At 65.5% G+C, this 25,953-nt stretch carries 23 protein-coding genes; 14 read left to right on the plus strand and 9 right to left on the minus strand.

All coding sequences use genetic code 11. The annotated features are described in order from the left end of the window. Position 1: 1 nt before the first annotated feature. The 4 genes from PZ895_RS15535 to PZ895_RS15550 are packed head-to-tail and all read left to right on the plus strand — an operon-like array spanning position 2 to position 2,480. Positions 2–532: a TRAP transporter small permease gene (locus PZ895_RS15535; RefSeq protein ID WP_275839906.1), complete on the plus strand. Its 531-nt coding sequence runs from the start codon at positions 2–4 to the stop codon at positions 530–532. Beyond that, a complete protein-coding gene (locus PZ895_RS15540; RefSeq protein WP_275839907.1) occupies positions 529–1,851 on the plus strand; it encodes a TRAP transporter large permease in 1,323 nt (440 codons plus the stop codon). The genes PZ895_RS15535 and PZ895_RS15540 overlap by 4 nt, the downstream gene beginning before the upstream one ends. Before the next feature lie 58 nt (positions 1,852–1,909). Beyond that, entirely contained in the window at positions 1,910–2,170 is a 261-nt protein-coding gene (locus PZ895_RS15545; protein WP_275839908.1) for a CopG family transcriptional regulator, read from the plus strand. After that, a complete protein-coding gene (locus PZ895_RS15550) occupies positions 2,163–2,480 on the plus strand; it encodes a type II toxin-antitoxin system RelE/ParE family toxin (RefSeq protein WP_275839909.1) in 318 nt (105 codons plus the stop codon). The genes PZ895_RS15545 and PZ895_RS15550 overlap by 8 nt, the downstream gene beginning before the upstream one ends. Before the next feature lie 3 nt (positions 2,481–2,483). Here the strand turns inward: PZ895_RS15550 and PZ895_RS15555 are convergent, their stop codons facing one another. From PZ895_RS15555 to PZ895_RS15590, 8 genes are all read right to left on the minus strand, one after another. After that, positions 2,484–2,822 carry a TIGR01244 family sulfur transferase gene (locus PZ895_RS15555; RefSeq protein ID WP_275839910.1) on the minus strand — a complete coding sequence of 113 codons (339 nt, stop codon included), beginning with the start codon at positions 2,820–2,822 and terminating at the stop codon, positions 2,484–2,486. A gap of 78 nt (positions 2,823–2,900) precedes the next feature. Further along, positions 2,901–4,043 carry an acyl-CoA dehydrogenase family protein gene (locus tag PZ895_RS15560; RefSeq protein WP_275839911.1) on the minus strand — a complete coding sequence of 381 codons (1,143 nt, stop codon included), beginning with the start codon at positions 4,041–4,043 and terminating at the stop codon, positions 2,901–2,903. An 11-nt stretch (positions 4,044–4,054) separates the two neighbouring features. Then, positions 4,055–5,257 (minus strand): pimeloyl-CoA dehydrogenase large subunit, encoded by a 1,203-nt coding sequence (gene pimC / locus PZ895_RS15565; RefSeq protein ID WP_275839912.1) that lies wholly within the window; start codon positions 5,255–5,257, stop codon positions 4,055–4,057. A 10-nt stretch (positions 5,258–5,267) separates the two neighbouring features. After that, entirely contained in the window at positions 5,268–6,449 is a 1,182-nt protein-coding gene (locus tag PZ895_RS15570) for an acetyl-CoA C-acyltransferase (RefSeq protein ID WP_275839913.1), read from the minus strand. Then, positions 6,446–8,083 carry an AMP-binding protein gene (locus tag PZ895_RS15575; protein WP_275839914.1) on the minus strand — a complete coding sequence of 546 codons (1,638 nt, stop codon included), beginning with the start codon at positions 8,081–8,083 and terminating at the stop codon, positions 6,446–6,448. The genes PZ895_RS15570 and PZ895_RS15575 overlap by 4 nt, the downstream gene beginning before the upstream one ends. Further along, the gene (locus PZ895_RS15580; protein ID WP_275839915.1) at positions 8,080–10,167 is read right to left on the minus strand and encodes a 3-hydroxyacyl-CoA dehydrogenase NAD-binding domain-containing protein; all 2,088 of its coding nucleotides are present in this window, start codon (positions 10,165–10,167) and stop codon (positions 8,080–8,082) included. The genes PZ895_RS15575 and PZ895_RS15580 overlap by 4 nt, the downstream gene beginning before the upstream one ends. A gap of 34 nt (positions 10,168–10,201) precedes the next feature. Beyond that, entirely contained in the window at positions 10,202–10,990 is a 789-nt protein-coding gene (pcaD, locus tag PZ895_RS15585) for a 3-oxoadipate enol-lactonase (protein ID WP_275839916.1), read from the minus strand. Positions 10,991–11,067: 77 nt separating this feature from the next. Next, a complete protein-coding gene (locus PZ895_RS15590) occupies positions 11,068–12,117 on the minus strand; it encodes an enoyl-CoA hydratase/isomerase family protein (RefSeq protein ID WP_275839917.1) in 1,050 nt (349 codons plus the stop codon). A 328-nt stretch (positions 12,118–12,445) separates the two neighbouring features. On the opposite strand from PZ895_RS15590, the gene PZ895_RS15595 reads away from it, so the two are divergent. The 7 genes from PZ895_RS15595 to PZ895_RS15625 all read left to right on the plus strand — a co-directional run bounded on the left by PZ895_RS15595 (position 12,446) and on the right by PZ895_RS15625 (position 21,315). Further along, entirely contained in the window at positions 12,446–13,978 is a 1,533-nt protein-coding gene (locus PZ895_RS15595; RefSeq protein WP_275839918.1) for an acyl-CoA carboxylase subunit beta, read from the plus strand. A 10-nt stretch (positions 13,979–13,988) separates the two neighbouring features. Further along, on the plus strand, positions 13,989–14,225 hold the full coding sequence (locus PZ895_RS15600) for a DUF4160 domain-containing protein (protein ID WP_275839919.1): 237 nt from the start codon (positions 13,989–13,991) through the stop codon (positions 14,223–14,225). Further along, positions 14,206–14,484, plus strand: a complete 279-nt coding sequence (locus PZ895_RS15605) for a DUF2442 domain-containing protein (RefSeq protein ID WP_275839920.1) — start codon at positions 14,206–14,208, stop codon at positions 14,482–14,484. Before PZ895_RS15600 ends, PZ895_RS15605 begins: the two co-directional genes overlap by 20 nt. 39 nt (positions 14,485–14,523) lie before the next feature. Then, on the plus strand, positions 14,524–16,527 hold the full coding sequence (locus PZ895_RS15610; protein WP_275839921.1) for an acetyl/propionyl/methylcrotonyl-CoA carboxylase subunit alpha: 2,004 nt from the start codon (positions 14,524–14,526) through the stop codon (positions 16,525–16,527). A 4-nt stretch (positions 16,528–16,531) separates the two neighbouring features. After that, a complete protein-coding gene (gene scpA / locus PZ895_RS15615) occupies positions 16,532–18,670 on the plus strand; it encodes a methylmalonyl-CoA mutase (RefSeq protein WP_275839922.1) in 2,139 nt (712 codons plus the stop codon). A gap of 111 nt (positions 18,671–18,781) precedes the next feature. Further along, complete coding sequence (locus PZ895_RS15620) at positions 18,782–20,554, plus strand: acyl-CoA dehydrogenase (RefSeq protein WP_275839923.1); 1,773 nt, start codon at positions 18,782–18,784, stop codon at positions 20,552–20,554. An 11-nt stretch (positions 20,555–20,565) separates the two neighbouring features. Next, positions 20,566–21,315, plus strand: coding sequence for a crotonase/enoyl-CoA hydratase family protein (locus PZ895_RS15625; protein WP_275839924.1), 750 nt, complete (start codon positions 20,566–20,568; stop codon positions 21,313–21,315). Positions 21,316–21,458: 143 nt separating this feature from the next. Here the strand turns inward: PZ895_RS15625 and pdxH are convergent, their stop codons facing one another. Next, entirely contained in the window at positions 21,459–22,073 is a 615-nt protein-coding gene (gene pdxH, locus PZ895_RS15630) for a pyridoxamine 5'-phosphate oxidase (protein ID WP_275839925.1), read from the minus strand. A 159-nt stretch (positions 22,074–22,232) separates the two neighbouring features. Here pdxH and PZ895_RS15635 point away from each other — a divergent pair, with 159 nt between their 5' ends. From PZ895_RS15635 to PZ895_RS15645, 3 genes are all read left to right on the plus strand, one after another. Beyond that, entirely contained in the window at positions 22,233–22,652 is a 420-nt protein-coding gene (locus PZ895_RS15635) for an RT0821/Lpp0805 family surface protein (protein WP_275839926.1), read from the plus strand. Positions 22,653–22,829: 177 nt separating this feature from the next. Beyond that, positions 22,830–23,945, plus strand: a complete 1,116-nt coding sequence (locus PZ895_RS15640; protein WP_275839927.1) for an efflux RND transporter periplasmic adaptor subunit — start codon at positions 22,830–22,832, stop codon at positions 23,943–23,945. Beyond that, on the plus strand, positions 23,942–25,945 hold the full coding sequence (locus PZ895_RS15645) for a MacB family efflux pump subunit (protein ID WP_275839928.1): 2,004 nt from the start codon (positions 23,942–23,944) through the stop codon (positions 25,943–25,945). The genes PZ895_RS15640 and PZ895_RS15645 overlap by 4 nt, the downstream gene beginning before the upstream one ends. The last annotated feature ends 8 nt before the right edge of the window (positions 25,946–25,953 follow it).

The raw sequence follows: 25,953 nt of genomic DNA on the forward strand, positions 1-25,953 counted from the left end.
GATGAACCTCTCGGCGATCATGACGTGGCTTGCCCGCGGGCTTGCGATCATCGGCGGGCTGGCCCTGGTCGCGATCACGCTCATCACGGTCGTCTCGATCACGGGGCGCGGGCTGAGTTCGCTCGGGCTGAAGCCCGTGCCGGGCGATTTCGAACTCGTCGAGGCCGGCACGGCCTTCGCGATCTTCGCATTCCTGCCCTGGTGCCAGTTGATGCGCGGACACGCGACCGTCGACGTCTTCACCAGCTTTTTTCCGCCGGCCGTCAACCGGGTGATCGATTTCGTCGCCGAACTCCTGATGACGGCGGTGATCACCTTGATCGCGGTTCAGCTCTGGCATGGCATGTGGGACAAGGTGCGGTATCGCGAGACGACCTTCATCCTGCAATTCCCGGTCTGGTGGGGCTTTGCGGCGGCCATGGCGGCGGTCTGCGTCGCCGTCATCGTTTCGTTCTACGTTCTTTACGTCCGCTTTCAGGAAGTGCGGACCGGCCGCAATATTCTCGGCGCCGGCCAGGGGGCAATCCATTGAGCAATCTCGAACTCGGCCTGTGGTCGTTCCCGGCCCTGCTCGTCCTGATCTTCCTGCGCATTCCCATCGCCCTCGCCATGTTGCTGACCGGGCTCGTCGGAACCTATCTCATCATGGGCTCGCCGACCCCCATCCTGTCGCGCCTCAAGGGCGAGACCTATTCGACCTTTTCCAGCTATTCGCTGTCGATCATCCCGCTTTTCCTCTTGATGGGCCAGTTCGCCTCGCTGGGCGGCATGTCGCAGTCGCTGTTCAACGCCGCCAATTCCTGGCTCGGCCACCGCAAGGGCGGTGTCGCCATGTCGGCCATCGGCGCCTGCGCGGGCTTCGGCGCGATCTGCGGCTCGTCGCTCGCGACGGCCGCGACGATGGCGCAGGTCGCGCTTCCCGAGCTCAAGCGCTACGGCTATTCCGGCGCGCTGGCGACCGGCACGCTGGCCGCCGGCGGCACGCTCGGCATCCTGATCCCGCCCTCGGTCGTGCTGGTCATCTACGCGATCCTGGCCGAACAGAACATCGCCAAGCTTTTCGTGGCCGCCTTCGTGCCCGGTATGCTCGCCGCCATCGGCTACATGATCGCCATCGCGATCTATGTCCGCGTCTATCCTGAATCCGCAGGATCGAGCGAGCGCCAGCCCTATGGCCGGCGTTTCCGCGCGCTGTTCGAGGTGTGGCCGGTCCTTCTCGTCTTCATCGCGGTTGTCGGCGGCATCTATACGGGCTGGTTCACGCCGACCGAGGCCGCCGCCGTGGGTGCGGCCGGAACCGGGCTCATCGCATGGATCAATGGCGGCCTGACGAGGAAGACGCTGGTTGATTCCATCCTGATGACGGCGTCGGCCAGCGCGATGATCTTCTTCATCGTCTTCGGCGCGGCCTTCTACAATTCCTTCCTCGCCTTGTCGCAGATGCCGGTCGCGGCCGCGACCTTCATCACCAGCCAGGGCTTCGACCCGATGATGGTGATGATCGGCATTCTGGTCTTCTACATCGTGCTCGGCTGCTTCATGGATTCGCTGTCCATGATCCTTCTGACGATCCCGATCTTCTTCCCGATCGTCTCGCAGCTCGACTATGGCCTCGGGCCGGAGGAATTCGCGCTCTGGTTCGGCATTCTCGTGCTGATCGTGGTCGAGGTCGGGCTGATCACGCCGCCGGTCGGCATGAACCTCTTCGTCATCAATTCCATGGATCGGTCGACGCCGATCATGCAGACCTACAAGGGCGTCATGCCGTTCGTGACGAGCGATGCGATCCGCACGATCATCCTGCTCGCCTTCCCGGTGATCACGCTTTACCTGGTGCGGCTGCTTTATTGAGGTCGGCTGACATACCTCCAATTTGTGATACGCTGTATTACAAATTGGAGGTACCTCAATGACCAAGCCCCCCTTGTCCGATCCGATCGCCATCAGGCTTCCGGAAGACATGCTGTCCCAGATCATGGGGATCGCCCAAACCTGCGACAGATCCCGCAGTTGGGTGATCGTCCGCGCGCTGAAGCTCTATCTCGCGTCCGAGGGTGCGGACATCCTTGCGGTCAGTGCCGGTCGTAACGAAGCCGAGGCAGGAGTGACAGAGGACATGGATCAGGTCCTGCGCGAGGTGAGCGAACTCATCGGACGGCGCGTTGCCTAGAGTTCGCCTGTCGGCTCAGGCAGCGGTTTATCTGAGGGCCGGAGCGCATTATCTGCGCCGGCACAGCAGGCGCGCCGCCGAAGCATTTGTTCTGCGAATGCAGGAGGCGCGCACGAACCTCGCCCGTTTTCCCGACATCGGAGTGGGAAGCGCTCGACTGCCTGTGCCTGGCGCACGCCGCCTGATCGTCGGCGACTATGTGCTCGACTACGACTATTCCGACGATGTGGTCACGGTCCTCGCGATCCGACATGGTCGGCAACAACCATCCGATATCGAGCCGGACGAAGACTTCGATTACGAAGCCTGAGACCTACAGCCCCATCTGCCGGATCGCGGCATGGAGGTTGGCGCAGCGCGTGCCGGAACGGCAATAGGCGAGGACGGGCTTGGGCAGTTCCTTCAGGAGCGCGGCCTGGTCGCGGGCGTTGTCCTCGGTCATCTGGCCGGAAATCACCGGCAAGTGGCGGAAGGCGAGCCCGGCTTCCTCGGCCGCCTTGCGGATGATGTCGACCGAAGGCTGGCCGGGATCCTCGTTATCGGGACGGTTGCACACGATGCTCTTGAAGCCGGCGCCGGCGATCAGCGGCACATGCTCGACCCCGATCTGCGGGGCGACCGAGTAGTCCTCGGTGATCTGGCGGATTTCCATGTCTCGTCTCCTGCGCGCGCCTGTCGGGGCCGCAGATGTGGCATGGCCGGCAGCGCGAGGCAACCGGCCATGAATGGCTCAGGCGGCCTCGAAGAGCCCTTGCCCGCGGGCCAGCGCGCGGAGGTGAAAGTCGCCGTCGCCGAACTGCGTGTCGATCATCGTCATGCGCTTGAAGTAGTGGCCGACCGCATATTCCATCGTCATGCCGACGCCGCCATGGAGCTGGATCGCGTTCTCGCCGCACACCCGCCCGCCGCGCCCGATCTCGGCCTTGGCGGCGTGCATGGCCTGCGCGCGGGCATCCGCGTCGTCGCTGTCGGCCATCATGGTTGCGTAGTGCGTGATCGAGCGCGCCTGCTCGATCGCGACATACATGTCGACGGCCGCGTGCTGAAGCACCTGGAACGCGCCGATGGGAACGCCGAACTGCTTGCGCACCTTGAGATAGTCGACTGTCAGCTCGTGCATCGCCGACATGACGCCGATGGATTCGGCCGACAGGGCCGCGATGGCGCCGTCGACGGTTTTCTTCAAGGCGGGCAGGCCGTTTGCGGGATCGCCGAGCGCTTCGGCGGGCACGTTGTCGAGGCTGAGTTCGGCCGCGCGCGAACCGTCCTGCGTCGGGTAGCCGCGCCGCGTCAGCCCCTCGGCCGCCCCATCGACGAGGAAGAGCCCGATGCCGTTCTCGTCGCGGACGTCGCCGGACGTGCGGGCGACGACGATGATCCTGTCGGCCGCCTCGCCATGCAGGACGACGCTCTTCTGGCCGGTGAGCCGCCAGCCGTCGCCGTCCTTCACCGCCTTCGTCTCGACATGGTGGAGGTCGTAGCGCGAATTGCGCTCGGTGTGCGCCATCGCGAGCTTCAGCGACCCTTCGGCGATCTGCGGCACGAGTTCGGCCCGCTGGTCGGCCGAAGCCGCCGCCTTGAGCGCGCCGCCGCCGAGGATGACGGTGGCGAAATAGGGCTCGAGCGCGAGTGCCCGGCCGAGCAATTCCATCACGATCATGGTCTCGACCGGCGTGCCGCCCAGCCCGCCATCTTCCTCGGCAAAGGGCAGGGCCATCAGCCCCATCTCGGCATAGGCGTTCCACATCTCGGCGCTGAAGCCGGCGGGGTCCGCCATGTATTTCCTGCGCTGCTCGAAGCCGTAGGAGTCTTTCAAGAGGCGGTCGAGGGAGTCCTTGAGCATGGATTGCTCGTCGGAAAGGTCAAAGTCCATTTGGGTATTCCTTAGAGCCCGAGCACCGCCTTGGCGATGATGTTCTTCTGGATCTCGTTCGAGCCGCCATAGATCGAGACCTTACGATAGTTGAAATAGCCCGGCGCGGCGGTGGCGGCGTAGTCGGGTTCGATCGGCAGTTCGTTGGACCCGTCCAGGTCGCCCGAATGGTAGGGCATGGCGTGCGGACCCATCACCTGCATCAGAAGATGCGTGGTCGCCTGCTGGATTTGCGAGCCCTTGATCTTGAGGATCGAGGAGGCGGGATCCGGTTTGCCGGTATTGCCGCGTTTGGCATCGGCCGCGACGACGCGAAGCTGAGTGAGTTCCAGCGCCTTCAAATCGATCTCGACGGAGGCGAGCTTTTCGCGGAACCGCTCGTCCTCGATCAGCGGCCGGCCGGCGGACATCTCCTTCGCAGCCAGTTCGCGGATGCGGGCGATCCGCTGCTTTGACATGCCGACGCGGGCGATGTTGACGCGTTCATTGCCGAGCAGGAACTTGGCATAGTCCCAGCCCTTGTTCTCCTCGCCGACGAGGTTTTCGACCGGCACCTTGACGTCGGTCAGGAACACCTCGTTGATCTCGCGTCCGCCGTCGATGGTGACGATGGGGCGAACCTCGATGCCGGGCGTCTTCATGTCGATCAGAAGGAAGGAGATGCCCGACTGCTTCTTGGCGTCCGGATCGGTGCGCACGAGGCAGAAGATCCAGTCGGCATATTGCGCCAGCGTCGTCCAGGTCTTCTGGCCGTTGACGATATAGTGGTCGCCGTCACGCACGGCCTTCGTCTTGAGCGAGGCGAGGTCGGATCCGGCGCCCGGCTCGGAAAAGCCCTGGCACCACCAGTCGTCGAGATTGGCGATGCGCGGCAAATAGTGCGCCTTCTGCGCCTCGTTGCCGAAGGTGTAGATGACCGGGCCGACCATGTTGACGCCGAAGGCGAGCGGCTGCGGCGCCGGCCATTTCTGCGTTTCTTCGAGGTAGATATATTGCCGCATCGGGTCCCAGCCCGTGCCGCCATGTTCGACCGGCCAGTGCGGCACCGCCCATCCCTTCTCGTTGAGGATGCGCGACCAGGTGACGAGGTCGTCCTTGTCCATATGCTCGCCGTCGATCAGCTTCCGGCGGATGTCGGCGGGCAGCTTGTCCTTCAGGAACTGGCGCACCTCGTCGCGGAAGGCGAGTTCCTCGGATGTATAACGAAGGTCCATTTCGGTCTCCTCAAACGATCTCGAACAGCCCCGCCGCGCCCATGCCGCCGCCCACGCACATGGTCACGACGGCATATTTGACGCCGCGGCGCTTGCCTTCGATCAGCGCATGGCCGGAAAGGCGGGCGCCCGACATGCCGTAGGGATGGCCGAGCGCGATGGCGCCGCCATTGACGTTGAGCCTGGCCGGGTCGATGCCGAGCTTGTCGCGGCAATAGATGACCTGCACGGCGAACGCCTCGTTCAGTTCCCAAAGGCCGATGTCGTCGACGGTGAGGCCGTGGCGCTCGAGCAGGCGCGGCACGGCGAAGACGGGGCCGATGCCCATCTCGTCGGGCTCGCAGCCGGCGACGTTGAAGCCGCGCATGATGCCGAGCGGGGTCAGCCCGCGCCGCTGCGCTTCCTTGTCGCTCATCATGACATGGGCCGACGCGCCATCGGAAAGCTGGCTGGCATTGCCGGCGGTGATCGTCCCGCCCTCGCGCACCGGCTTGAGGCCGGCGAGGCCCTCGGCGGTCGTCTCGGCGCGCGGGCCTTCGTCATGCGCGATCTCGACGTCCCTGTGCGAGATTTCCTTGGTCTCCTTGTCGACGACGGCCATGCGCGTCTTCATCGGCGCGATCTCGTCATTGAACCTGCCCGCCTCGCGGGCGGCGGCGACGCGGCGCTGGCTTTCGAGGCCGTATTCGTCCTGTTGCTCGCGGGTGATGCCGTAGCGCTTGCCGACATTTTCGGCCGTGTCGATCATCGGCAGATAGACGTCGCCGACCGAGCCCGTCAGCGACTTGTCGACGAGGCGGAAGGTGTTGCGGTGGTCGTTCTGGACGAGCGAGATGGATTCGACGCCGCCGGCGATGCCGACCGGGACGCCATCGTTGCGGATGGCATTGGCGAGCAGTGCCATGGACTGCATTCCCGACGAACACTGGCGGTCGATCGTGGTGCCGGCCGCCGTTACCGGGAGCCCGGCGACGAGCGCGGCGCGGCGCGCGACATTAAGGCCGGTCGTCCCTTCCTGCATGGCGCAGCCCATGATGACATCCTCGATCTCGCTCCCGTCGACCTTGGCGCGGGCGAGCGCGTTGCGGATGGCGTGCGCGGCGAGGTCCGCCCCGGACGTGTCGTTGAAGCCGCCGCGATAGGCTTTGCCGATCGGCGTGCGGGCGGTCGAGACGATGACGGCGTCTGTCATGAATTTCCTCCGTGTCGGGCAGCCTGGGCGGCCGCCTCCTGTTTCAATTCGAGCTTGGAGAGCTTGCCGACCGGCGTGCGGGGCAAGGCGTCGCGGATTTCGAGCGCACCGGGCAGTTCGTGCGGACCGAGCTTGCCTTTCAGGAAGGCGCGCAAGCTCTCGAGAGTCAATGGCGGCGCGCCATCATGGAGTTTGGCGAACACTTTCGGCGTTTCGCCGCGATAGGCGTCGGCAATGCCGATCACCAGCACTTCCTCCACATCGGGATGGGCATAGACCGCCTGCTCGATCAACTGCGGATAGACGTTGAAGCCGCCGCAGATGATCATGTCCTTCTTGCGGTCGACGATGGTGAAGAACCCCTGATCGTCCATGAAGCCGATATCGCCGGTCAGGAACCCGCCATCGGAAAAGATCGTCTCATTATCCTGCGGCCGGCCCCAATAGCCGGACATCACGTTCGGCCCGAAGATGCGCAGTTCGCCGGTCTCGCCGGGCGCGACGACGCGCTGCGGATCGTCGAGCGCGACCACGTCGACATAGATGCCCGGCAGCGGCACGCCGATCGAATCGACCCGGTCGGGGTGGCTGACGGGGATGTTGGTGCCGGCGGGCGACGTCTCGGTCATGCCCCAGCCGCCCAGAATGTCGTGGCCGGTGGCGCGTTTCAGCTTGCGCGCGATCTCGACGGGAAGCGGCGCGCCGCCCGAGGCGCAATAGCGCAGCGAGGACAGGTTGCGCGTCTCGAAGCCCGGCGTCGCGGCGATGGCGATCCACATGGTCGGCACGCCGGGGAAGCTCGTCGCGCCGGCCTCGATTTCGGCCAGCGCCGTCTCGGCGTCGAAGCGTGTGTGGAGAAGAAGCGTCAGCCCGTTCTTCACCCCGCGCAGCATGACGGCGGTGAGCGCATAGATGTGGAAGAGCGGCAGGAAGAGCAGCACCCGGTCCTCGCCCGGCCGCATCAGGCCATGGGCGGTGAACCAGGTATCGTAGCTCGAGACGGCCGAGGACAGGTTGGCGTGCGTCAGCATCGCGCCCTTTGGCAGGCCGGTCGTCCCGCCGGTATATTGCAGCAGCGCGAGATCGCCGGCCTGGACTTCGGGGAGGGCGGTGGCGGCGCCGATCTCGATGCCGCCCCATTCCGGCCCGGCGCCGTCGAGCGCCGCATCGCTGCCGATGATCACCCGCCCCACGAAGCCGGCCTCGCGCAACGCTTCGGCCTTGACCGAAAGACCGCCCAGATCGGTCGTCGCGATCATGCGCGCGCCGCTGTCGGCGATCTTGTGCTTGAGCACGATCTCGCCGTCGAGCGGCGACAGATGCACGACGGTCAATCCGGCCTTGAGCGCGCCGAAAAAGGCGATCGGGTGGTAGAGCGTGTTCGGCAGGAGAAGCGCGATCCGCTCGCCCTTTTTGTAACCTGCACACACGAGCGCGTTGGCGAAAGCGTCGACCGCGCGCCTCAGGTCGGCGAACGAGAAATCGCGGCCGCGAAAGACGAATGCCGCCTTGTCGCCCCAGGCCGCCGCCGAACGCGCCACCAGTTCATGCACCGGATAGGTGTCGAGCGGCACGTCCGGCGAGAGACCCGCCGGATAGATGCCTTTCCAGGGCGCGTCGGCGAGCTTGTTCATGCCGCCTTCTTTTTCGGCACGTTGAATCCCGCACCCTCGTCGGCGAGGCGGCGCAGGAGCGCGGACGGCTTGAACACGTCCTTGCCGGTCTTGCCGTGCCAGTGGTCGAGACGCTCGACGATCTTTTTCAGCCCGATCGTGTCGGCATAGAACATCGGTCCACCCTTGCCGATCGGGAAGCCGTATCCATTGGTCCAGACGATGTCGATGTCGGACGGCCGCGCGGCGATCTCCTCTTCGAGGATCAAGGCGCCCTCGTTGATCAGCGGATAGAGCGTGCGCTCGGTGATTTCCTCGTCCGAGATTCCACGGCGGTTGACGCCCTTCTCGCGCGCCTTGTCCTCGATCAGCTTCTCGACGTCCGGGTCCGTCTTCGGCGTGCGCGAGCCTGCTTCGTAGAGATAGAAGCCCTTGCCCGTCTTCTGGCCGAAGCGGCCCTGTTCGCACAGCGCATCGGCGATGGCGGCCGTCTTGCCGAGCGCCTTGCGGTTGCGCCAGCCGATGTCGAGGCCGGCAAGGTCGCCCATCGCGAAGGGACCCATCGGCCAGCCGAAATCGGTGAACACCTTGTCGATCTGCGCCGGCGTCGCGCCTTCCATCAGAAGGTCCTCGTTCTCCGCCGAGCGGGCCGAGAGCATCCGGTTTCCGACGAAACCGTGGCAGACGCCGACGACGACCGGCACCTTGCCGATCTTCTTGGCCACGGAAAGCGCGGTGGCCAGAACGTCCGGCGCGGTCTTTGCGCCGCGCACGATCTCCAGCAGCTTCATCACGTTGGCGGGCGAGAAGAAGTGCAGGCCGAGGACGTCCTGCGGCCGCGAGGTGGACGCGGCGATCTCGTCGACGTCGAGATAGGAGGTGTTGGAGGCAAGGATCGCGCCGGACTTGGCGACCTCATCGAGCTTGCCGAAGACCTCCTTCTTCACCGACATCTCCTCGAACACGGCCTCGATGATCAGGTCGCATTCGGCAAGGTCGGCATAGTCGGTGGTCGGCTTGAAGGCGGCAAGGCGCTGGTCCTTCGCCTCCGCTGTCATCGAGCCGCGCTGGACGGAAATGTCGTAGTTCTTCGCGATGGTGGCGAGGCCGCGGTCGAGCGCCTCGCGGTTCATCTCCAGAAGCGTGACGGGGATGCCGCCATTGACGAAGGACATGGCGATGCCGCCGCCCATCGTGCCCGCGCCGATGACGCCGACGCGCGCGACCGGGCGCGGCTTCACGTCACTATTGACGCCCTTGACCTTTGCCGCCTCGCGCTGGGCGAAGAACAGATGGCGCTGGGCCTGCGACTGCACGCCCTGCACCAGGTCGAGGAAGAACTGGCGTTCGGCCTTGAGCGCGGCGTCGAAATCCATGGTGATCGCGTTACGGACCGCCTGCGCGCAGGCGACTGGCGCATCGAGCCCGCGCGCCTTCTTCTTTACCTCGGCGACCGCGGCGTCGAATTCCGCCATGTCGACATTCTCGATCCTGTCCGCACGATCGCGGACGGCGACGAGCTTTTCGCCGATCTTCGAGCGCGCGAAGGCGATGGCCGCCTCGACCAGATCGCCATCGGCAATCTGGTCGACGACGCCGAGCTTCAACGCCTTGTCGGCATTGATCGGATTGCCGGTGGTGATGATCTTCAACGCTTCGACGGGCCCCGTCAGGCGCGGCAGGCGCACCGTGCCGCCCGAGCCGGGCAGGATGCCGAGCTTGACTTCGGGCAGGCCGACCTGGGCCGATTTCACCGCCACGCGGTAATGGCACGAAAGGGCGAGTTCCAGCCCGCCGCCGAAGGCCGTTCCGTGTATGGCGGCGACCGCCGGCTTCGGCAGCGTTTCGAGCAGGCGGCACAGTTCCGGCAGCGACGGCGAGGCGAGCGCCTTGGGCGAACCGAACTCGGTGATGTCGGCGCCCGAGATGAAGGTGCGGCCTGCGCAGGCGATGACGATGCCCTTGACGGCGTCATCGTCGCGCGCGGCTTCGATCGCGGCGAAAAGCGGCTCGCGCAGATGATGGCTGAGCGCGTTGACGGGCGGATTGTCGAGCGTGATGACGGCGATCTCGTCCGCGTGCGTCACCTTTACATATTTGGTCATGGTGCTTCCTTGCGTGAAATTGGCGACTGGGAGGTCAGCGACCCCTGCGCAGAAATTCCTGCAAAAGCCGCGCCGTCTCCGTCGGCTTCTCGATGCAGGGCAGATGCCCCGCGCCTTCGATGATCTCGAACCGCGACCCGGCGACGAGGTCGGCCGTCGAGCGCACGAGGTCGGGCGGGGTGGAGCCGTCCTGATCGCCGACGATGCACATCACCGGCATCGTCAGCGCGGCGGTGGACTGCGTCAGGTCGGCATCGCGCAAGGCCGCGCAGGTGCCGGCATAACCGTCGACCGTGGTGCGCGTCAGCATGGCGGTGTAGCCGATGAAATCGGCATTGTCGGCGCGGCGATAGGACGGCGTGAACCAGCGCTCCATGATCGCGTCCGACATCGCGCCAATGCCCTTGCCGGTCACCGTGTCGATGCGCTGGTTCCACATCTCAGGCGTGCCGATCTTGTGCGCCGTGTCCATCAGGACGAGGGCGGAAACGAGGTCGGGGCGCTTGGCGGCGAGCCCCTGCGCGATCATGCCGCCGACCGAAAGGCCGACGATGCTCGCCTTCGTCACGCCAAGATGGTCGAGCAGCGCGGACAGGTCGCCGACATGGTCGTCGAGCCGGTATGGCGCGGGCGTCGCTTCCGAAAGGCCGTGGCCGCGCTTGTCGTAGAGAACGACGCGGAACGCATCGCCCAGACGCGCCACGACATCGTCCCAGATGCGGAAATCGGTGCCGAGAGAATTGGAAAAGACCAGCGCCGGCGCCGTTTCCGGGCCGCGGACTTCGTGATGCAGGACTACGCCGTTGACGCGCGCAAACGCCATCCCGGACCTCCCTTCCGGTTGAACATACCGCAAGGTATGTCGCAAGCGCGGGCCGCGTCAACGGCGCGCGCTCAAATTCACGAGCGATCGACGCCGGTCAGGTCGAGTTCGTCCGGCAATGGCGCGAAATAGGCGTCGATATCGGCGTCGCTCACCGCGGCAAGGGTGGCGGGCTGCCAGTCGGGCTTGTTGTCCTTGTCGATGATTACCGCGCGCACGCCCTCGAAGAATTCGTGTCCCTCGACGACGCGGGAGACGATTCGGAACTCGATCTTCATGCAGGTCTCGAAATCGGCCTTCGCTCCTTCCTGCATCTGGCGCAGCGCGATCTTGAGGCTGGTCGGCGACTTCGTGCGGATGATCGCCGCCTGCTTGGCCGCCCATTCCCCGCCATCGCCGTCGAGCGCATCGAGAATGGTTTCGACCGTCTCGCCGGCGAAGCAGTGCTCGATCGTTGCCGCGAGGCCGGGCAAAGTCGCACCTTCGGGCCGGACCGCGAACGGGTCGAGGACATCGTCCAGCGCACCGCCTGCGGCCAGCGCTGTTTCGACATCGCCGAAATGTTCCGTCGATACGGCATTGGTCGTCAGCCCGCACCACAGCGCATCAGCCTGGCCGAGCCGCGCGCCGGTCAGCGCCAGCCAGGTGCCGATCCGGTGCGGCAATCGCGAAAGGAACCAGGTGCCGCCGACATCGGGGAAGAGGCCGATCCCAGTCTCGGGCATGGCGAACATCAGCTTCGAACCACCGACGCGGTGGCTGCCATGGAAGGAGACGCCGACGCCGCCGCCCATGACGATGCCGTCGATCAGCGCGACATAGGGTTTCGGATAGGTCTTGATGAATGTGTTGAGCCGGTACTCCTTGCGGTAGAAGTCGCGGATCGCCGGGTTCTTCTGCTGGCCCCAGTCATAGAGCTGGCGAATGTCGCCGCCGGCCGAAAACGCCTTTTCGCCCGCCGCCTTGATGACGACGGTCTCGATTGCCGGATCGCCCGCCCAGTCGATCAGCTTCGCGTGCAGTTGGTCGACCATCAGCCGCGTCACGGCATTGAGCGCCTTCGGGCGGTTCAGCGTGACGATGCCGGCCTTGCCGCGCGTTTCGAACAGGATCTCGGCTTCGGACATGTCCACCTCCACTTGATACCAGACTAAGGGTGAATAGCCGGTTCGCCCATCGGCGGCTATGCGCAGCGGATGTGCAGAAAACAACGCGCTTCGGCGCAGGGCAAGCCCGCCATTTGCGCGAATCGGCACGCAACCGCCAGATTTGCGGCGGCGAAGGCGTTGTGCGCGGATCGATCAATGACGGTCCGACAACTGGACGAATTTCGAGGTCCTGCCACAGCCTGCCCTTCCCATGGCGGGAAATCGCCGTTAATCGAAGGGTCCGTGAATTGAGGGAGGAGTTTGCGATGGCGATGTCCTTGCCCGGATGTGAGGGGAAGTTCCGCTGATGCGCGCAGTTCTCGAACAGTTGGAGGAGCGGCGCGGCCAGGCGCGGCTCGGCGGCGGCCAGAAGCGCATTGATGCGCAGCACGCCAAGGGCAAGCTGACCGCGCGCGAGCGCGTCGAGGTGCTGCTCGACGAAGGCTCGTTCGAGGAATACGACATGTATGTCGTCCACCGGACGACCGATTTCGGCATGGCCGAGCAGAAATTCTCCGGCGACGGCGTGGTCACCGGCTGGGGCACGATCAACGGCCGGCTCGTCTACGTCTTCTCCCAGGACTTCACCGTCCTCGGCGGCTCGCTGTCGGAAACCCACGCGCAGAAGATCTGCAAGATCATGGACATGGCGGTGCGCAACGGCGCCCCGGTCATCGGCCTCAACGATTCAGGCGGCGCGCGCATCCAGGAAGGCGTCGCCTCGCTCGGCGGCTATGCCGACGTCTTCAAGCGCAATGTCGACGCTTCGGGCGTGGTGCCGCAGATTTCCGTCATCATGGGGCCATGCGCGGGCGGCGCGGTCTATTCGCCCGCCATGACCGACTTCATCTTCATGGTGCGCGATTCATCCTACATGTTCGTCACCGGTCCCGACGTGGTGAAGACGGTTACGAACGAGATCGTCACCGCCGAGGAACTCGGCGGCGCGCGCACGCACACGCAAAAATCGTCGGTCGCCGACGGCGCCTTCGACAATGACGTCATCGCGCTGGAGGAAGTGCGCCGGCTGTTCGACTTTCTGCCGCTCAACAATCGCGAGAAGCCGCCGGTCCGTCCGTTCCACGACGACCCGGCGCGCATCGAGGACCGGCTCGACACGCTGATCCCCGACAGCGCCAACAAGCCCTACGACATGAAGGAACTGATCCACGCGCTGGCCGACGAAAGCGAGTTCTTCGAGATCCAGGAAGCCTTCGCCCGCAACATCGTCACCGGCTTCATGCGCATGGAAGGCCAGACGGTCGGCGTCGTCGCCAACCAGCCGATGGTGCTCGCCGGCTGCCTCGACATCGATTCATCGCGCAAGGCCGCGCGCTTCGTGCGCTTTTGCGACGCCTTCTCGATCCCGATCCTGACGCTGGTCGACGTGCCGGGCTTCCTGCCGGGAACCGCGCAGGAATATGGCGGCGTCATCAAGCACGGCGCCAAGCTGCTCTTCGCCTACAGCCAGGCCACCGTGCCGATGGTGACGCTGATCACCCGCAAGGCCTATGGCGGCGCCTATGACGTCATGGCCTCGAAACATATCGGCGCCGACGTCAACTATGCCTGGCCGACCGCCGAGATCGCCGTGATGGGCGCCAAGGGCGCGACCGAGATTCTCTACCGTTCGGAGCTCGGCGACCCGGAAAAGATCGCCGCGCGGACGAAGGAATACGAAACCAACTTCGCCAACCCGTTCAAGGCGGCCGAGCGCGGCTTCATCGACGAGGTCATCATGCCGCATTCCTCCCGCAAGCGCATCGCGCGGGCGTTCGCCATGCTGCGCTCCAAGAAGCTGGAGCAGCCATGGAAGAAGCACGATACGATTCCGCTTTAGGGACGGGCGGATGCCGACCGTCTTCGAATGGAAGGGATGGAAGTTTCTATTCTATAGTCTGGATGCGGTGGAGCCGCCGCATATCCATGTGCGCAAGGACCGTAAGGAAACGAAAATCTGGCTGAACAGCCTCGAGATCGCGAGAAACAAGCGCTGCACGGCGCAGGAACTGAACGTTCTCATCAAGGTGGTCGAAGAGCATCAAGGCGAATTTCTGGAGCGATGGCATGAGCACTTTGGAAATTGACGAGGATCTGATCGAGCCCGTCGCCGCGCACTGTACGGACGACGAACTCGTGGTGACGCTCGCCGACGGCGTGCGGCTCGTTACGCCGCTCTGGTGGTATCCCCGCCTGATGCAAGCCAGTGAGCAGGAGCGCAACCAGATCGAGCTTTCGCCCTATGGCGTTCACTGGCCGGCCATCGACGAGGATTTGAGCGTCGAAGGAATGCTCAAGGGTCGCAAGTCGCCCGAAGCCGTGCCGCCCGCGCAGGCCGCCGAATGACCATCTTCCGTTTTTCTCCCGCGATGTGAGCCGAAAATTATGTTCAAGAAAATCCTCATCGCCAATCGCGGCGAGATCGCCTGCCGGGTCATCAAGACGGCGCAAAAGCTCGGCATCGCGACGGTCGCGGTCTACTCCGACGCCGACCGCGACGCGCTGCATGTGAAGATGGCGGACGAGGCGGTGCATATCGGGCCGGCGCCGTCCAACCAGTCCTATATCGTCGTCGACAAGCTCATCGACGCGATCCGAAAGACAGGCGCCGATGCGGTGCATCCCGGCTACGGCTTCCTGTCGGAGAATCCGCTTTTTGCCGAGGCGCTGGCGAAGGAAGGCGTCGCCTTCATCGGCCCGCCGGTGAAGGCCATCGAGGCGATGGGCGACAAAATCACGTCGAAGAAGCTCGCCGCCGAGGCGGGCGTCTCGACCGTGCCAGGCCATATGGGCCTGATCGCCGACGCGGACGAGGCGGTGAGGATTTCAACCTCGATCGGCTATCCGGTGATGATCAAGGCGTCGGCCGGCGGCGGCGGCAAGGGAATGCGCATCGCCTGGAACGATGCTGAGGCGCGCGAGGGCTTCCAGTCGTCGAAGAACGAGGCGAAGAATTCCTTCGGCGACGACCGCATCTTCATCGAAAAGTTCGTTACCCAGCCGCGCCATATCGAAATCCAGGTGCTTGGCGACCAGCACGGCAACGTTCTCTATCTCGGCGAGCGCGAATGCTCGATCCAGCGCCGCAATCAGAAGGTCATCGAGGAGGCGCCGTCGCCGTTTCTCGACGCGGCGACGCGCAAGGCGATGGGCGAGCAGTCGGTCGCGCTGGCGAGGGCCGTCGGCTATTTCTCGGCCGGCACCGTCGAGTTCATCGTCGATGGCGACCGCAATTTCTACTTCCTCGAAATGAACACGCGCCTTCAAGTCGAGCATCCGGTGACCGAACTCATCACCGGCATCGACCTCGTCGAGGAGATGATCCGTGTCGCCGCCGGCGAGAAACTGCGGATGGCGCAGGACGACATCGAACTGAACGGCTGGGCGATCGAAAGCCGGCTCTATGCCGAAGACCCGTTTCGCAACTTCCTGCCCTCGATCGGCCGCCTGACGCGCTACCGTCCGCCGGCCGAAGGCAGTCTCGACGATGGCACCATCGTTCGCAACGACACCGGCGTGTTCGAAGGCGGCGAGATTTCGATGTATTACGATCCGATGATCGCCAAGCTGTGTACATGGGCGCCGGATCGTTTGACGGCCATCGACGCGATGAGCGCGGCGCTCGACGATTTCGAGGTCGAGGGCATCGGCCACAATCTGCCGTTCCTGTCGGCGGTGATGGAGCACGAGCGCTTCCGCGATGGCCGCCTGACGACGGCCTTCATCGCCGAGGAGTTCCCCGAAGGCTTTCAGGGCGTCGCGGCGAATGACGCCGATGGCCGCGTCCTCGCCGCCGTCGCCGCCTTCGTTAACTGGCGCAGCCAGAAGCGCGACGTGCTGATTTCCGGCGGCATGGATAACCATCGCCGCGCCGTCGGCCGCGACTGGGTGGTCTCGATGGGCGAGAGCGAGTTCGAATGCTTCCTGCGCGAGGAAGGCGGCAAGGTGCTGGTCTCCTTCGGTCCCGAAAAGGCGGTCGAGGTCAGGTCCGACTGGCTGCCGGGCAGGAGCCACGCGCGCTTCACCGTCGACGGCGAGCCTGTCGGCGTGAAGATCGACCGCGTCAATTCGGCGTGGCGCCTGCGCTGGAAGGGCATTGACGAGAAAGTCCATGTCCGCACCCCGCGCGTCGCCGCGCTGGCGCGCCTGATGCCCGAAAAGCTGCCGCCGGATACGTCCAAGATGCTGCTCTGCCCGATGCCGGGCGTGGTGACCTCGATCGCGGTCAAGCCGGGCGACACCGTCGAGGACGGACAGCCGCTGGCGACGGTCGAGGCGATGAAGATGGAAAACGTCCTGCGCGCGGAGCGTCGCGGCGTGGTGAAGTCGGTCGCCGTGGAGGCGGGCGCGAGCCTGGCGGTGGACGAGATGATTCTGGAGTTCGAGTAAGGTTATGACCAACCCCAAGCTCGAAGCGTGGCGCAAGGCCGCCGAGAAGGAAGTCAAGCGCGACCCCGACACGCTGGTCTGGAACACGCCCGAAGGCATCGCGGTCAAGCCGGTCTACACGGCGGAAGACATCGCCGGCCTCGACTACATCCACTCGCTGCCGGGCCAGAAACCCTTCCTGCGCGGGCCGCGCGCGACGATGTATACGGGCCGGCCCTGGACGATCCGGCAATATGCCGGCTTCTCCACCGCCGAAGCATCGAACGCCTTCTACCGCAAGGCGCTGGCGGCGGGGCAGCAGGGCGTGTCGGTCGCCTTCGACCTCGCCACCCATCGCGGCTATGACAGCGACCATCCGCGCGTCGAGGGCGACGTCGGCAAGGCGGGCGTGGCGATCGATTCGGTCGAGGACATGAAGATCCTCTTCGACGGCATTCCACTGGCTGAGATTTCCGTCTCCATGACCATGAACGGTGCGGTGATCCCGATCCTCGCGAATTTCATCGTCGCGGGCGAGGAGCAGGGCGTCTCGCGCGCCGAACTCTCCGGCACCATCCAGAACGACATTCTCAAGGAGTTCATGGTCCGCAACACCTACATCTATCCGCCCGAGCCCTCGATGCGGATCATCGCGGACATCATCGAATACACCGCGAAGGAGATGCCGAAGTTCAATTCGATCTCCATTTCCGGCTACCACATGCAGGAAGCGGGCGCGACGCTGGTGCAGGAACTCGCCTTCACGCTGGCCGACGGGCGCGAATATGTCCGCGCCGCGCTCGCCAAGGGGCTGGACGTCGATGCCTTCGCGGGGCGGCTGTCCTTCTTCTTCGCCATCGGCATGAACTTCTTCATGGAAGCCGCCAAGCTGCGCGCCGCGCGCTTGCTTTGGACGCGCATCATGGAGGAGTTCGAGCCGAAGAAGGCGTCCTCGCTGATGCTGCGCACGCACTGCCAGACATCCGGCGTGTCGTTGCAGGAACAGGACCCCTACAACAACGTCATCCGCACCGCCTACGAGGCACTATCGGCCGCGCTCGGCGGCACGCAGTCGCTGCACACCAACGCGCTCGACGAGGCGATCGCGCTGCCGACGGAGTTTTCCGCCCGCATCGCGCGCAACACGCAGTTGATCCTCCAGCATGAGACGGGCGTGACGAAGGTCGTCGATCCGCTCGCCGGCTCCTACTATGTCGAGAGCCTGACCAACGACCTGGCGGAAAAAGCGTGGGCGCTGATCGAGGAAATCGAGGCGATGGGCGGCATGACCAGGGCGGTCAATGACGGCTATCCCAAGCGCCTGATCGAGGAAGCCGCGACCCGCAAGCAGGCGGCGATCGATCGCGGCGACGAGGTGATCGTCGGCGTCAACAAGTACCGGCTCGAAACGGAAGACGATCTCGATATTCTCGACATCGACAACAAGGCGGTGCGCGAGGCGCAGATCGCCCGCATCGAAAAGACCCGCCGCCAGCGCGATCCGAAGAAATGGGAGGCGACGCTCGCCACGCTGCGCGACGTCGCCCGCACGGCCGAGGGCAACATCCTCGAAGCCGCCGTCGAGGCCGCCCGCGCCCGCGCCACGCTCGGCGAGATTTCGGATGCGCTGCGCGAGGCATTCGGCGACCACACGGCCGTGCCGCAGGTCGTGCGCAACGTTTATGGACCGGCCTATGATGGCGAGCCGGAATACGAGACGCTTGTCGAGCGGCTGCACGGTCTGGCGAAGGTTCTGGGCGAGACGCCTAAGGTGATGGTCGCCAAGCTTGGTCAGGATGGTCACGACCGGGGTGCAAAGATCATTTCCTCTGCCTTCGGCGACATCGGCTTCGACGTGATCGCCGGCCCGCTCTTCCAGACGCCGGGCGAGGCGGCCGAACTGGCGGTGGCGCAAAAGGTCCACGTCGTCGGCATGTCGTCGCTTGCCGCCGGCCACAAGACGCTGGCCCCCCAACTCGTCGAGGCGCTGAAGAAGAAGGGCGCCGAGGACGTGATCGTGGTCGTCGGCGGCGTCATCCCGCGCCAAGACTACCAGTTCCTCATCGACAGCGGCGTGGCGGCGGTCTTCGGGCCGGGCACCAACGTCCTCGACGCGGCGCGTGCGGTGATCGACCTGATGGAAGGCAAGCGCCGCAACGTGTGAGGGGCGGAACCGCCGTCAATCCTGCCGCGATTTTTCGGCGGGTTCCAGTTTGACGTAAACGTCAAAAAAATCTAGCCATGGTTGCCACGCATTCGAGCCGGAGGAAAGCCCATGTATCGCGCGCCCGTCGACGACATCGCATTCACGTTGAAACATGTCGCGGGGCTCGACAGCGCGATGGCGGATGGGCGGCTCGGCGATCTTTCCGACGATCTGGTCGACGCGATCCTGGGCGAGGCGGGCAGATTCGCCTCCGAGGAACTGGCGCCGCTCTACAAGGTCGGCGATGAGATCGGCGCGGTCTGGAAGGATGCGGCGGTCACCACCCCGCCCGGCTGGCGCGAGGCCTACCGGCACTGGATCGAGGGCGGCTGGAACGGTCTGTCCGGCCCCGAGGAATTCGGCGGGCAGGGCCTGCCGACCATGCTCGCCATGGCTGCGATGGAGATGTGGAACTCGGCCTCCATCGCCTTCGCGCTCTGCCCGACGCTGACCGCCGGCGCGGCGGAAGCCGTCGCGAAGCACGGCTCGGACGAACTCAAGGCAACTTGGCTCGAAAAGCTGGTCACCGGCGAATGGACCGGCACGATGAACCTGACCGAGCCGCAAGCCGGTTCCGACCTTGCCGCGATGCGCACCCGCGCGATGCGCGCCGATGACGGGACCTATCGCGTCTTCGGCCAGAAGATCTTCATCACCTATGGCGAGCACGACTACACCGACAACATCGTCCATCTGGTGCTGGCGCGCCTGCCCGACGCGCCGGCCGGCACGCGCGGCATCTCGCTCTTCCTGGTGCCGAAATTCCTCGTCAATGCGGACGGCTCGCTCGGCCGGCGCAACGACGCCTTCTGCGCCTCGATCGAGCACAAGCTCGGCATCCACGCTTCGCCCACCTGCACCATGATCTTCGGCGACGGCTTCGTCGAGGGCGAGGAAAAGGGCGCGGTCGGCTATCTTGTCGGCGAGGAGAATCGTGGCCTCGCCTGCATGTTCACCATGATGAACAATGCCCGTCTCGCGGTCGGCATCGAAGGCGTCGCGGTCGCGGAGGCCGCGTTCCAGAAGGCACACGCCTATGCGCTCGACCGCCGGCAGGGCAAGGCGCCGGGACATGCGGGCGAGGGCATGGCGCCGATCGTCCACCACCCGGACGTGCAGCGCAATCTCCTGACCATGAAGGCGCTGACGCAGGTTGCGCGCGCCATCTGCTATTCCTGCGCGCACGCCATCGATCTCAGCCATGCCGGCGGCGACGATGCTGCCTACTGGACCGACCGCGCCGGTCTCCTGACGCCGGTCGCCAAGGCGTTCTCGACCGATATCGGCGTCGAGATGGCCTCGGTCGGGCTGCAGATCCATGGCGGCATGGGTTTTATTGAGGAGACGGGCGCGGCCGCTCTCTACCGCGACGCGCGCATCGCGCCGATCTATGAGGGCACCAACGGCATCCAGGCGATCGACCTCGTCACGCGCAAGCTGCCGCTGGGCGATGGCAAGCATGTCTTGCGCTTCATCGACGAACTCCATGCCGACATCGAGGCCGTGCGCCTTTCCAATCGCGAAGGGTTCGGCGCCACGGCGGAAAAATGCGAGGCGGCGCTGAACGATTTGTCCGAGGCGACGGCCTGGCTCCAGGAAGCGCTCGACGGCGGCCGCACCGACGAGGCGCTGGCCGGCGCCACGCCCTATCTGCGCCTCTTCGCGCTCGCCGCCGGCGGCGCCTATCTCGCGCGCGGCGCGGTGGCCGACGAGAGCGGCAAGCGCATTCCGCTCTGCCGCTTCTACGCCGAGAACCTGATCGAGGAGACGGCAGCGCTCCGCCGCCGGGTCGTCGAGGGCGCAGTCAGCCTTCGCGAAGCCGGCGCGGCGCTGGTGGCTTGAGCGAGATGGAAATGAACGAACACATCAAGATCGAGCGCAGCAGTGCCATTCAGTCCATCCGCATGAACCGGCCGGACAAGAAGAACGCCATCACGCGGGCGATGTATGCGCAGATGGCTGGGGCGTTGACGGCGGGCGACGCCGATCCGGGCATCCGCTGCCACGTCATCCTCGGCGTGCCGGGCGCGTTTTCGTCGGGCAACGACCTCGCCGATTTCATGACCGTCGCGACGGGCGGGGAGGGCGGCCGCGAGGTCTACGATTTCCTGCTCGCGCTGGCGAAGTCGCAAAAGCCGATCGTCTCCGGCGTCGACGGCATCGCGGTTGGCATCGGCACCACGATCAATCTCCATTGCGACCTGACCTTTGCCACCCCGCGCACCGAATTCCGCACCCCTTTTGTCGATCTCGGCCTCGTGCCAGAGGCGGGATCGAGCCTGCTTGCGCCGGCCGTCATCGGCCGCCAGCAGGCTTTCGCGCTTCTCGGGCTGGGCGAAGGCTTCTCCGCCGAACGCGCTAAGGAAGCCGGCCTGATTTATGCCGTGGTGCCCGAAGCCGAACTCGAAGCAGCCGTCTTCGAAGCCGCTGAACGCATCGCGTCCAAGCCGCCCGAAGCGCTGAAGATCGCCCGCGATTTCCTGCTGGGCGACCGCGCGCCGCTCATCGCCCGCATCGAGGAAGAAGGCATCCAGTTCCGCAACCGCCTGAAATCGGAAGAAGCCCGCAACGCCTTCATGGCCTTCATGAGCCGGAAGAAGTAGGCAGATAAAGCGTCCGTTCGCGTCATCCCACCCCCACTCCGGCCCTTCGGGTCACCTCTCCCCCCGGCAGGGGGAGAGGTGGCGCGCGAAGCGCGACGGAGTGGGGGTGCTTCTGCGAATTCGATCCCGTCCACAAGCTTTGGCTACGGATAAAGCCTCGTCTTCCCCCAGCCTTCGCCTTCGCGCTTGAACTGCACCCGGTCGTGCAGGCGGAAGGGGCGGTCGTGCCAGAATTCGATCTCGACCGGCCTGATGCGAAAGCCCGACCAGTGCGCCGGGCGCGGAATGTCGCCTATGGCGTATTTTGCCGTGTATTCGGCGACGGATTTTTCCAGCGCGAACCGGCCTTCGAGCGGGCGCGACTGCGCGGACGCCCAGGCGCCGATCCGGCTGCCGCGCGGGCGCGTCGCATAGTAGGCGTCCGCCTCGGCGTCGGTCACGATCTCGACCGGCCCGCGCACGCGCACCTGCCGGCGAAGGCTCTTCCAGTGAAAACACATCGCGGCCTTCATCGAGCCGAGGATTTCGCGGCCCTTGGCGCTCTCGAAATTGGTGTAGAAGACGAAGCCTTGCGCGTCGAAGCCCTTGAGCAGCACCATGCGCACATTGGGCAGCCCGTCCGCGTCCACCGTCGCGAGCGCCAGCGCGGTGGGATCGTTGATCTCGCTCTTCTCGGCATCTTTTAGCCAGTCGGCGAAGAGGCGATAGGGTTCGCTCGCCTGCGTGAAATCACTGTCTGTTAACCCAGTCTCGGACATTCTAGACCTCTGCGCATGATTCGAGCATCGGACCGAAAAGTGGAAACCGGTTTTCGGGATTTCCGATGCTCTAACAACAAATGTGGATCGTCCTTTGCGCGTCCCTGGACGCGCGGCGATCCATCGGGAGATGACGCATTGTTGCACCGGTTGCAAGCGATGGCGATGACGGCACGGCGGCCGTTTTTCCTGGCCACGATGGCGCTGTGCCTTGCCGCCTGCGGCTCGCGCGGCGTGACGCTGGATGACATCGCCAGGGACACCTCCATCGTCACCGGCTCCGTCGGCAAGACCGAGGCGCCCAAGGACGCGACCGAACTCTCCGATGCGACGACGATCCGCAATGTCGTGTCCTCGCTCGACCTTGAGGCCGGTGCGCCGGCTGCGCTCGCCTGGGCGAATGCCGAGACGGGTTCGCGCGGCGCGCTGCGGCATATCAGCGAATATACCGATCAGGGAACGCTGTGCCGCCGTTTCGAGGCGACGCGCGAAAGCTTCGACGGCATCGCGCTCTACCAGGGCGAATCGTGCCTCGCCTCGGGCGGCATGTGGGCGATGACGGCCTTCGACCGGCTTTGACTTCCCGCATCGCGGCAATGCCGGGCTCGTTCAGCTTCGGTTTGGCGCGCAAGCGCTAGAATGTCTCCAACATTGGAAAAGACATGGTCGGCCGCGCCGGAAGCGGGTCGTTGCGCGCATCGCGCAATGGCGGCGATGACCTGTGCGCGATCGGCAAACCATGAAGGAGAGAGCGTCATGAGTTCTCGAATGGTTCGCAATCTGCTCTTGGCCGGTGGCCTGTTCGCCGCCGTCGGCTTCGCATTTCATGGCTCTTGGCTCGAATTTGCAAGCGCGGAGGCGGTCGATCTGCCCACCGCCGACATCGCGGCCGGCGACATCGAGCAGACGGTGACGGCGGCCGGCAAGCTCATGCCGCTGCGCGAGGTCGATGTCGGCGCGCAGGTCTCCGGCCAGTTGCACGTTCTCCATGTATCCGAGGGGGATCAGGTGCGCCGCGGCGACCTGCTGGCCGAGATCGATCCGACGCTGGCTCGCGCCCGTCTGGTAGAGGCGGAAGCGTCCGTCGACATGCTGCGCGCCGATCTTGGAGCGCGCACGGCCGAGCGGGATGCGGCGGCGGCGACGATCGGCCGGCTGCAAACCCTTGCCGCCCGCAACATCGTCACCGGCGCGGAACTCCAGGCCGCAGAGACCCAACTCGCCGTTGCCGAAGCCGCCGCGACGAGCCTTGCGGCGCAGATCAGACAGGCCGAAGCCGTTCTCGACACCGCCCGCGCCAATATGGATTACACCCGCATCCTCGCGCCGATGGACGGCACGGTGATGTCGATCGCCGCGCGCGAGGGCCAGACCCTCAACGCCAACAACGAAGCGCCGCTGATCCTGACGATCGCCGATCTCGACCGGATGCGGGTCGAGGCTGAAGTGTCGGAGGCCGATGTCGCGCGCCTGTCGCCCGGTCTCGATGCCTATTTCACGGTTCTGGGCGGGGGCGAGGCGCGCTGGGAAGGCCGGTTGCTTCAGGTCCTGCCGCAGCCAATCGTCGACAACCAGGTCGTCTTCTACCGGGCTTTGTTCGAGGTCGATAATTCGGACCGGCGGCTGCGAAGCCAGATGACGGCGCAGATCTTCTTCGTCCTCGACAGCGCGACCGGCGTTCCCCTGGTTCCCCTTGCCGCGCTCGAGGCGGCCGGTCGCGCCGGCGGCGACGACAAGGTGCGGGTGCGCGGGGCCGACGGGCGGCTTCAGGAGCGCGCCGTCAGGATCGGCGTGCGCGACGAAATCCGCGCCGCAGTGCTCGACGGCCTGTCGGTCGGCGAAACCGTGGCGCTTGGCGGCACCGTGCGATGAACGCCACGTCCCATCCGAACCAATTCGCCGACGCGGCGGCTGCGGTGCCGCTCGTCAGCCTGCGCGGCGTGACGCGAACCTATGGCGCGGGCGACAACGCGACGACCGTGCTGCGCGACGTCGATCTCGACATCCATGCCGGCGAATTCGTCGCGATCGTCGGGCAGTCCGGGTCGGGCAAGTCGACATTGATGAACATCATCGGCTGCCTCGACAGGCCGAGCGCGGGCGTGTTCGCGATTGCCGGCCGGGAGACGGGCGCAATGTCGCCGGACGAACTCGCCGCGCTGCGCCAACGCCATTTCGGCTTCGTCTTCCAGCGCTATCATCTGATTTCGGGCATGAGCGCGGTCCGCAATGTCGAGATGCCGGCGATCTATGCCGGCCTTCCTGGAGGCGAGCGCCGCGCACGCGCGCATGAATTGCTCGACAGGCTTGGCCTGAATGCGCGCGCCGCGCACCGGCCGGCCGAACTGTCCGGCGGCCAACAGCAGCGCGTCTCCATCGCCCGTGCGCTGATGAACGGGCCGCGCCTCATCCTCGCGGACGAGCCGACCGGAGCGCTCGATTCCGAAAGCGGCGAAGCCGTGCTGGCGCTCCTGCGCGATCTTCACCGCGAGGGCCGCACCATCGTTCTCGTCACGCATGATCCGCAGATCGCCGCCTCGGCCGACCGGGTCGTCACCATCCGCGACGGCCTGATCGTCTCCGACGAGCGTCGAGGCGGCGCGGGCGATGCCGGGACCATAGTCCCTCTTGTCCCGGCATCGTCCGGCCCGAGCGGCAACTTGCCCGGCTCTGGCCTCGGCGAGGCTGTCGGCATGGCGATGGCGGCACTGGTGCAGAACCGGATGCGCTCGCTCCTGACCATGCTCGGCATCATCATCGGCGTCGCGTCGGTCATCGCCATGCTGGCGATTGGCGCGGGCGCGCGCGAGCAGGTTCTCGACGACATCCGCAAGATGGGAACGGACCTGATCGAGGTGAAGCGCGGGGCGCGAAACGTGCGCGGCGGCGGCGACGACGTGCGCACGCTGGTCGCCGGCGACCTCGACGCCCTGTCGCGCCTCGACGCCGTTTCCGGCGTGGTGCCGGAGACCGACCAGTCGGTCGTCCTGCGCTATGGCGGGGTCGACCATCAGGTCACCGCGCTCGGCACCAGCAGCCAGTTCCCGCATGTCCGCGACTGGCCGGCGGTGCGCGGCGTGTTCTTCTCGCCCGACCATGAGCAACGCTATGCCAGCGTCATTGTCATCGGAGCCCGAACGGCCGAAACGCTCTTTCGCGACGGGTCCGATCCGCTCGGCGCCTTCGTCCTCGTCAACAACGCACCCTTCCAGGTAATCGGCGTGATGGAGGAAAAAGGCATCGTCACCGGCGGCGGGCGTCACGACCGCGACGACCAGATCTGGGTGCCGCATACGACGGCCGGTGCGCGGCTGTTCGGGCAGGATCATTTCAAGGAGCTTTTCGTCAAGATCGCGCCGGGCCATTCGCTGGAGGCCGCCGAAGACGAGATCTTCGACCTGATGCTCGCCCGTCACGGCCGCGAGGATTTTCATCTGCGCAACATGAGCGCGGCGATCGCACAGGCCGAGGCGGCGCAAGGCACCTTCACCGTGCTTCTCGGCACCATCGCGGCGATTTCGCTTCTCGTCGGCGGCATCGGCGTCATGAACATCATGCTGGTCTCGGTCACCGAGCGCATCGGCGAGATCGGCATTCGCATGGCGGTCGGCGCGCGCCGGGCCGACATCACCGCGCAATTCCTCGTCGAGGCGGTGATGGTCTGCATGGCCGGCGGGCTTCTGGGCGCGGCGCTGGGCGTTGGCATCAGCGTCGGTCTGCCGATGCTCGATGATGGCTGGCGTGCGATCCTGGAGCCGCAACCGGTGTTGATAGCGCTTGCCTGCGCGCTCGCGACCGGCCTCGTCTTCGGCCTTGCCCCGGCCCGCAAGGCCGCCCGCCTCGATCCGGTCGCCGCCCTGTCGCGGAACTGAATGGCACT

The sequence above is a fragment of the Mesorhizobium sp. YIM 152430 genome, assembly GCF_029210365.1.
Classification (GTDB): domain Bacteria; phylum Pseudomonadota; class Alphaproteobacteria; order Rhizobiales; family Rhizobiaceae; genus Aliihoeflea.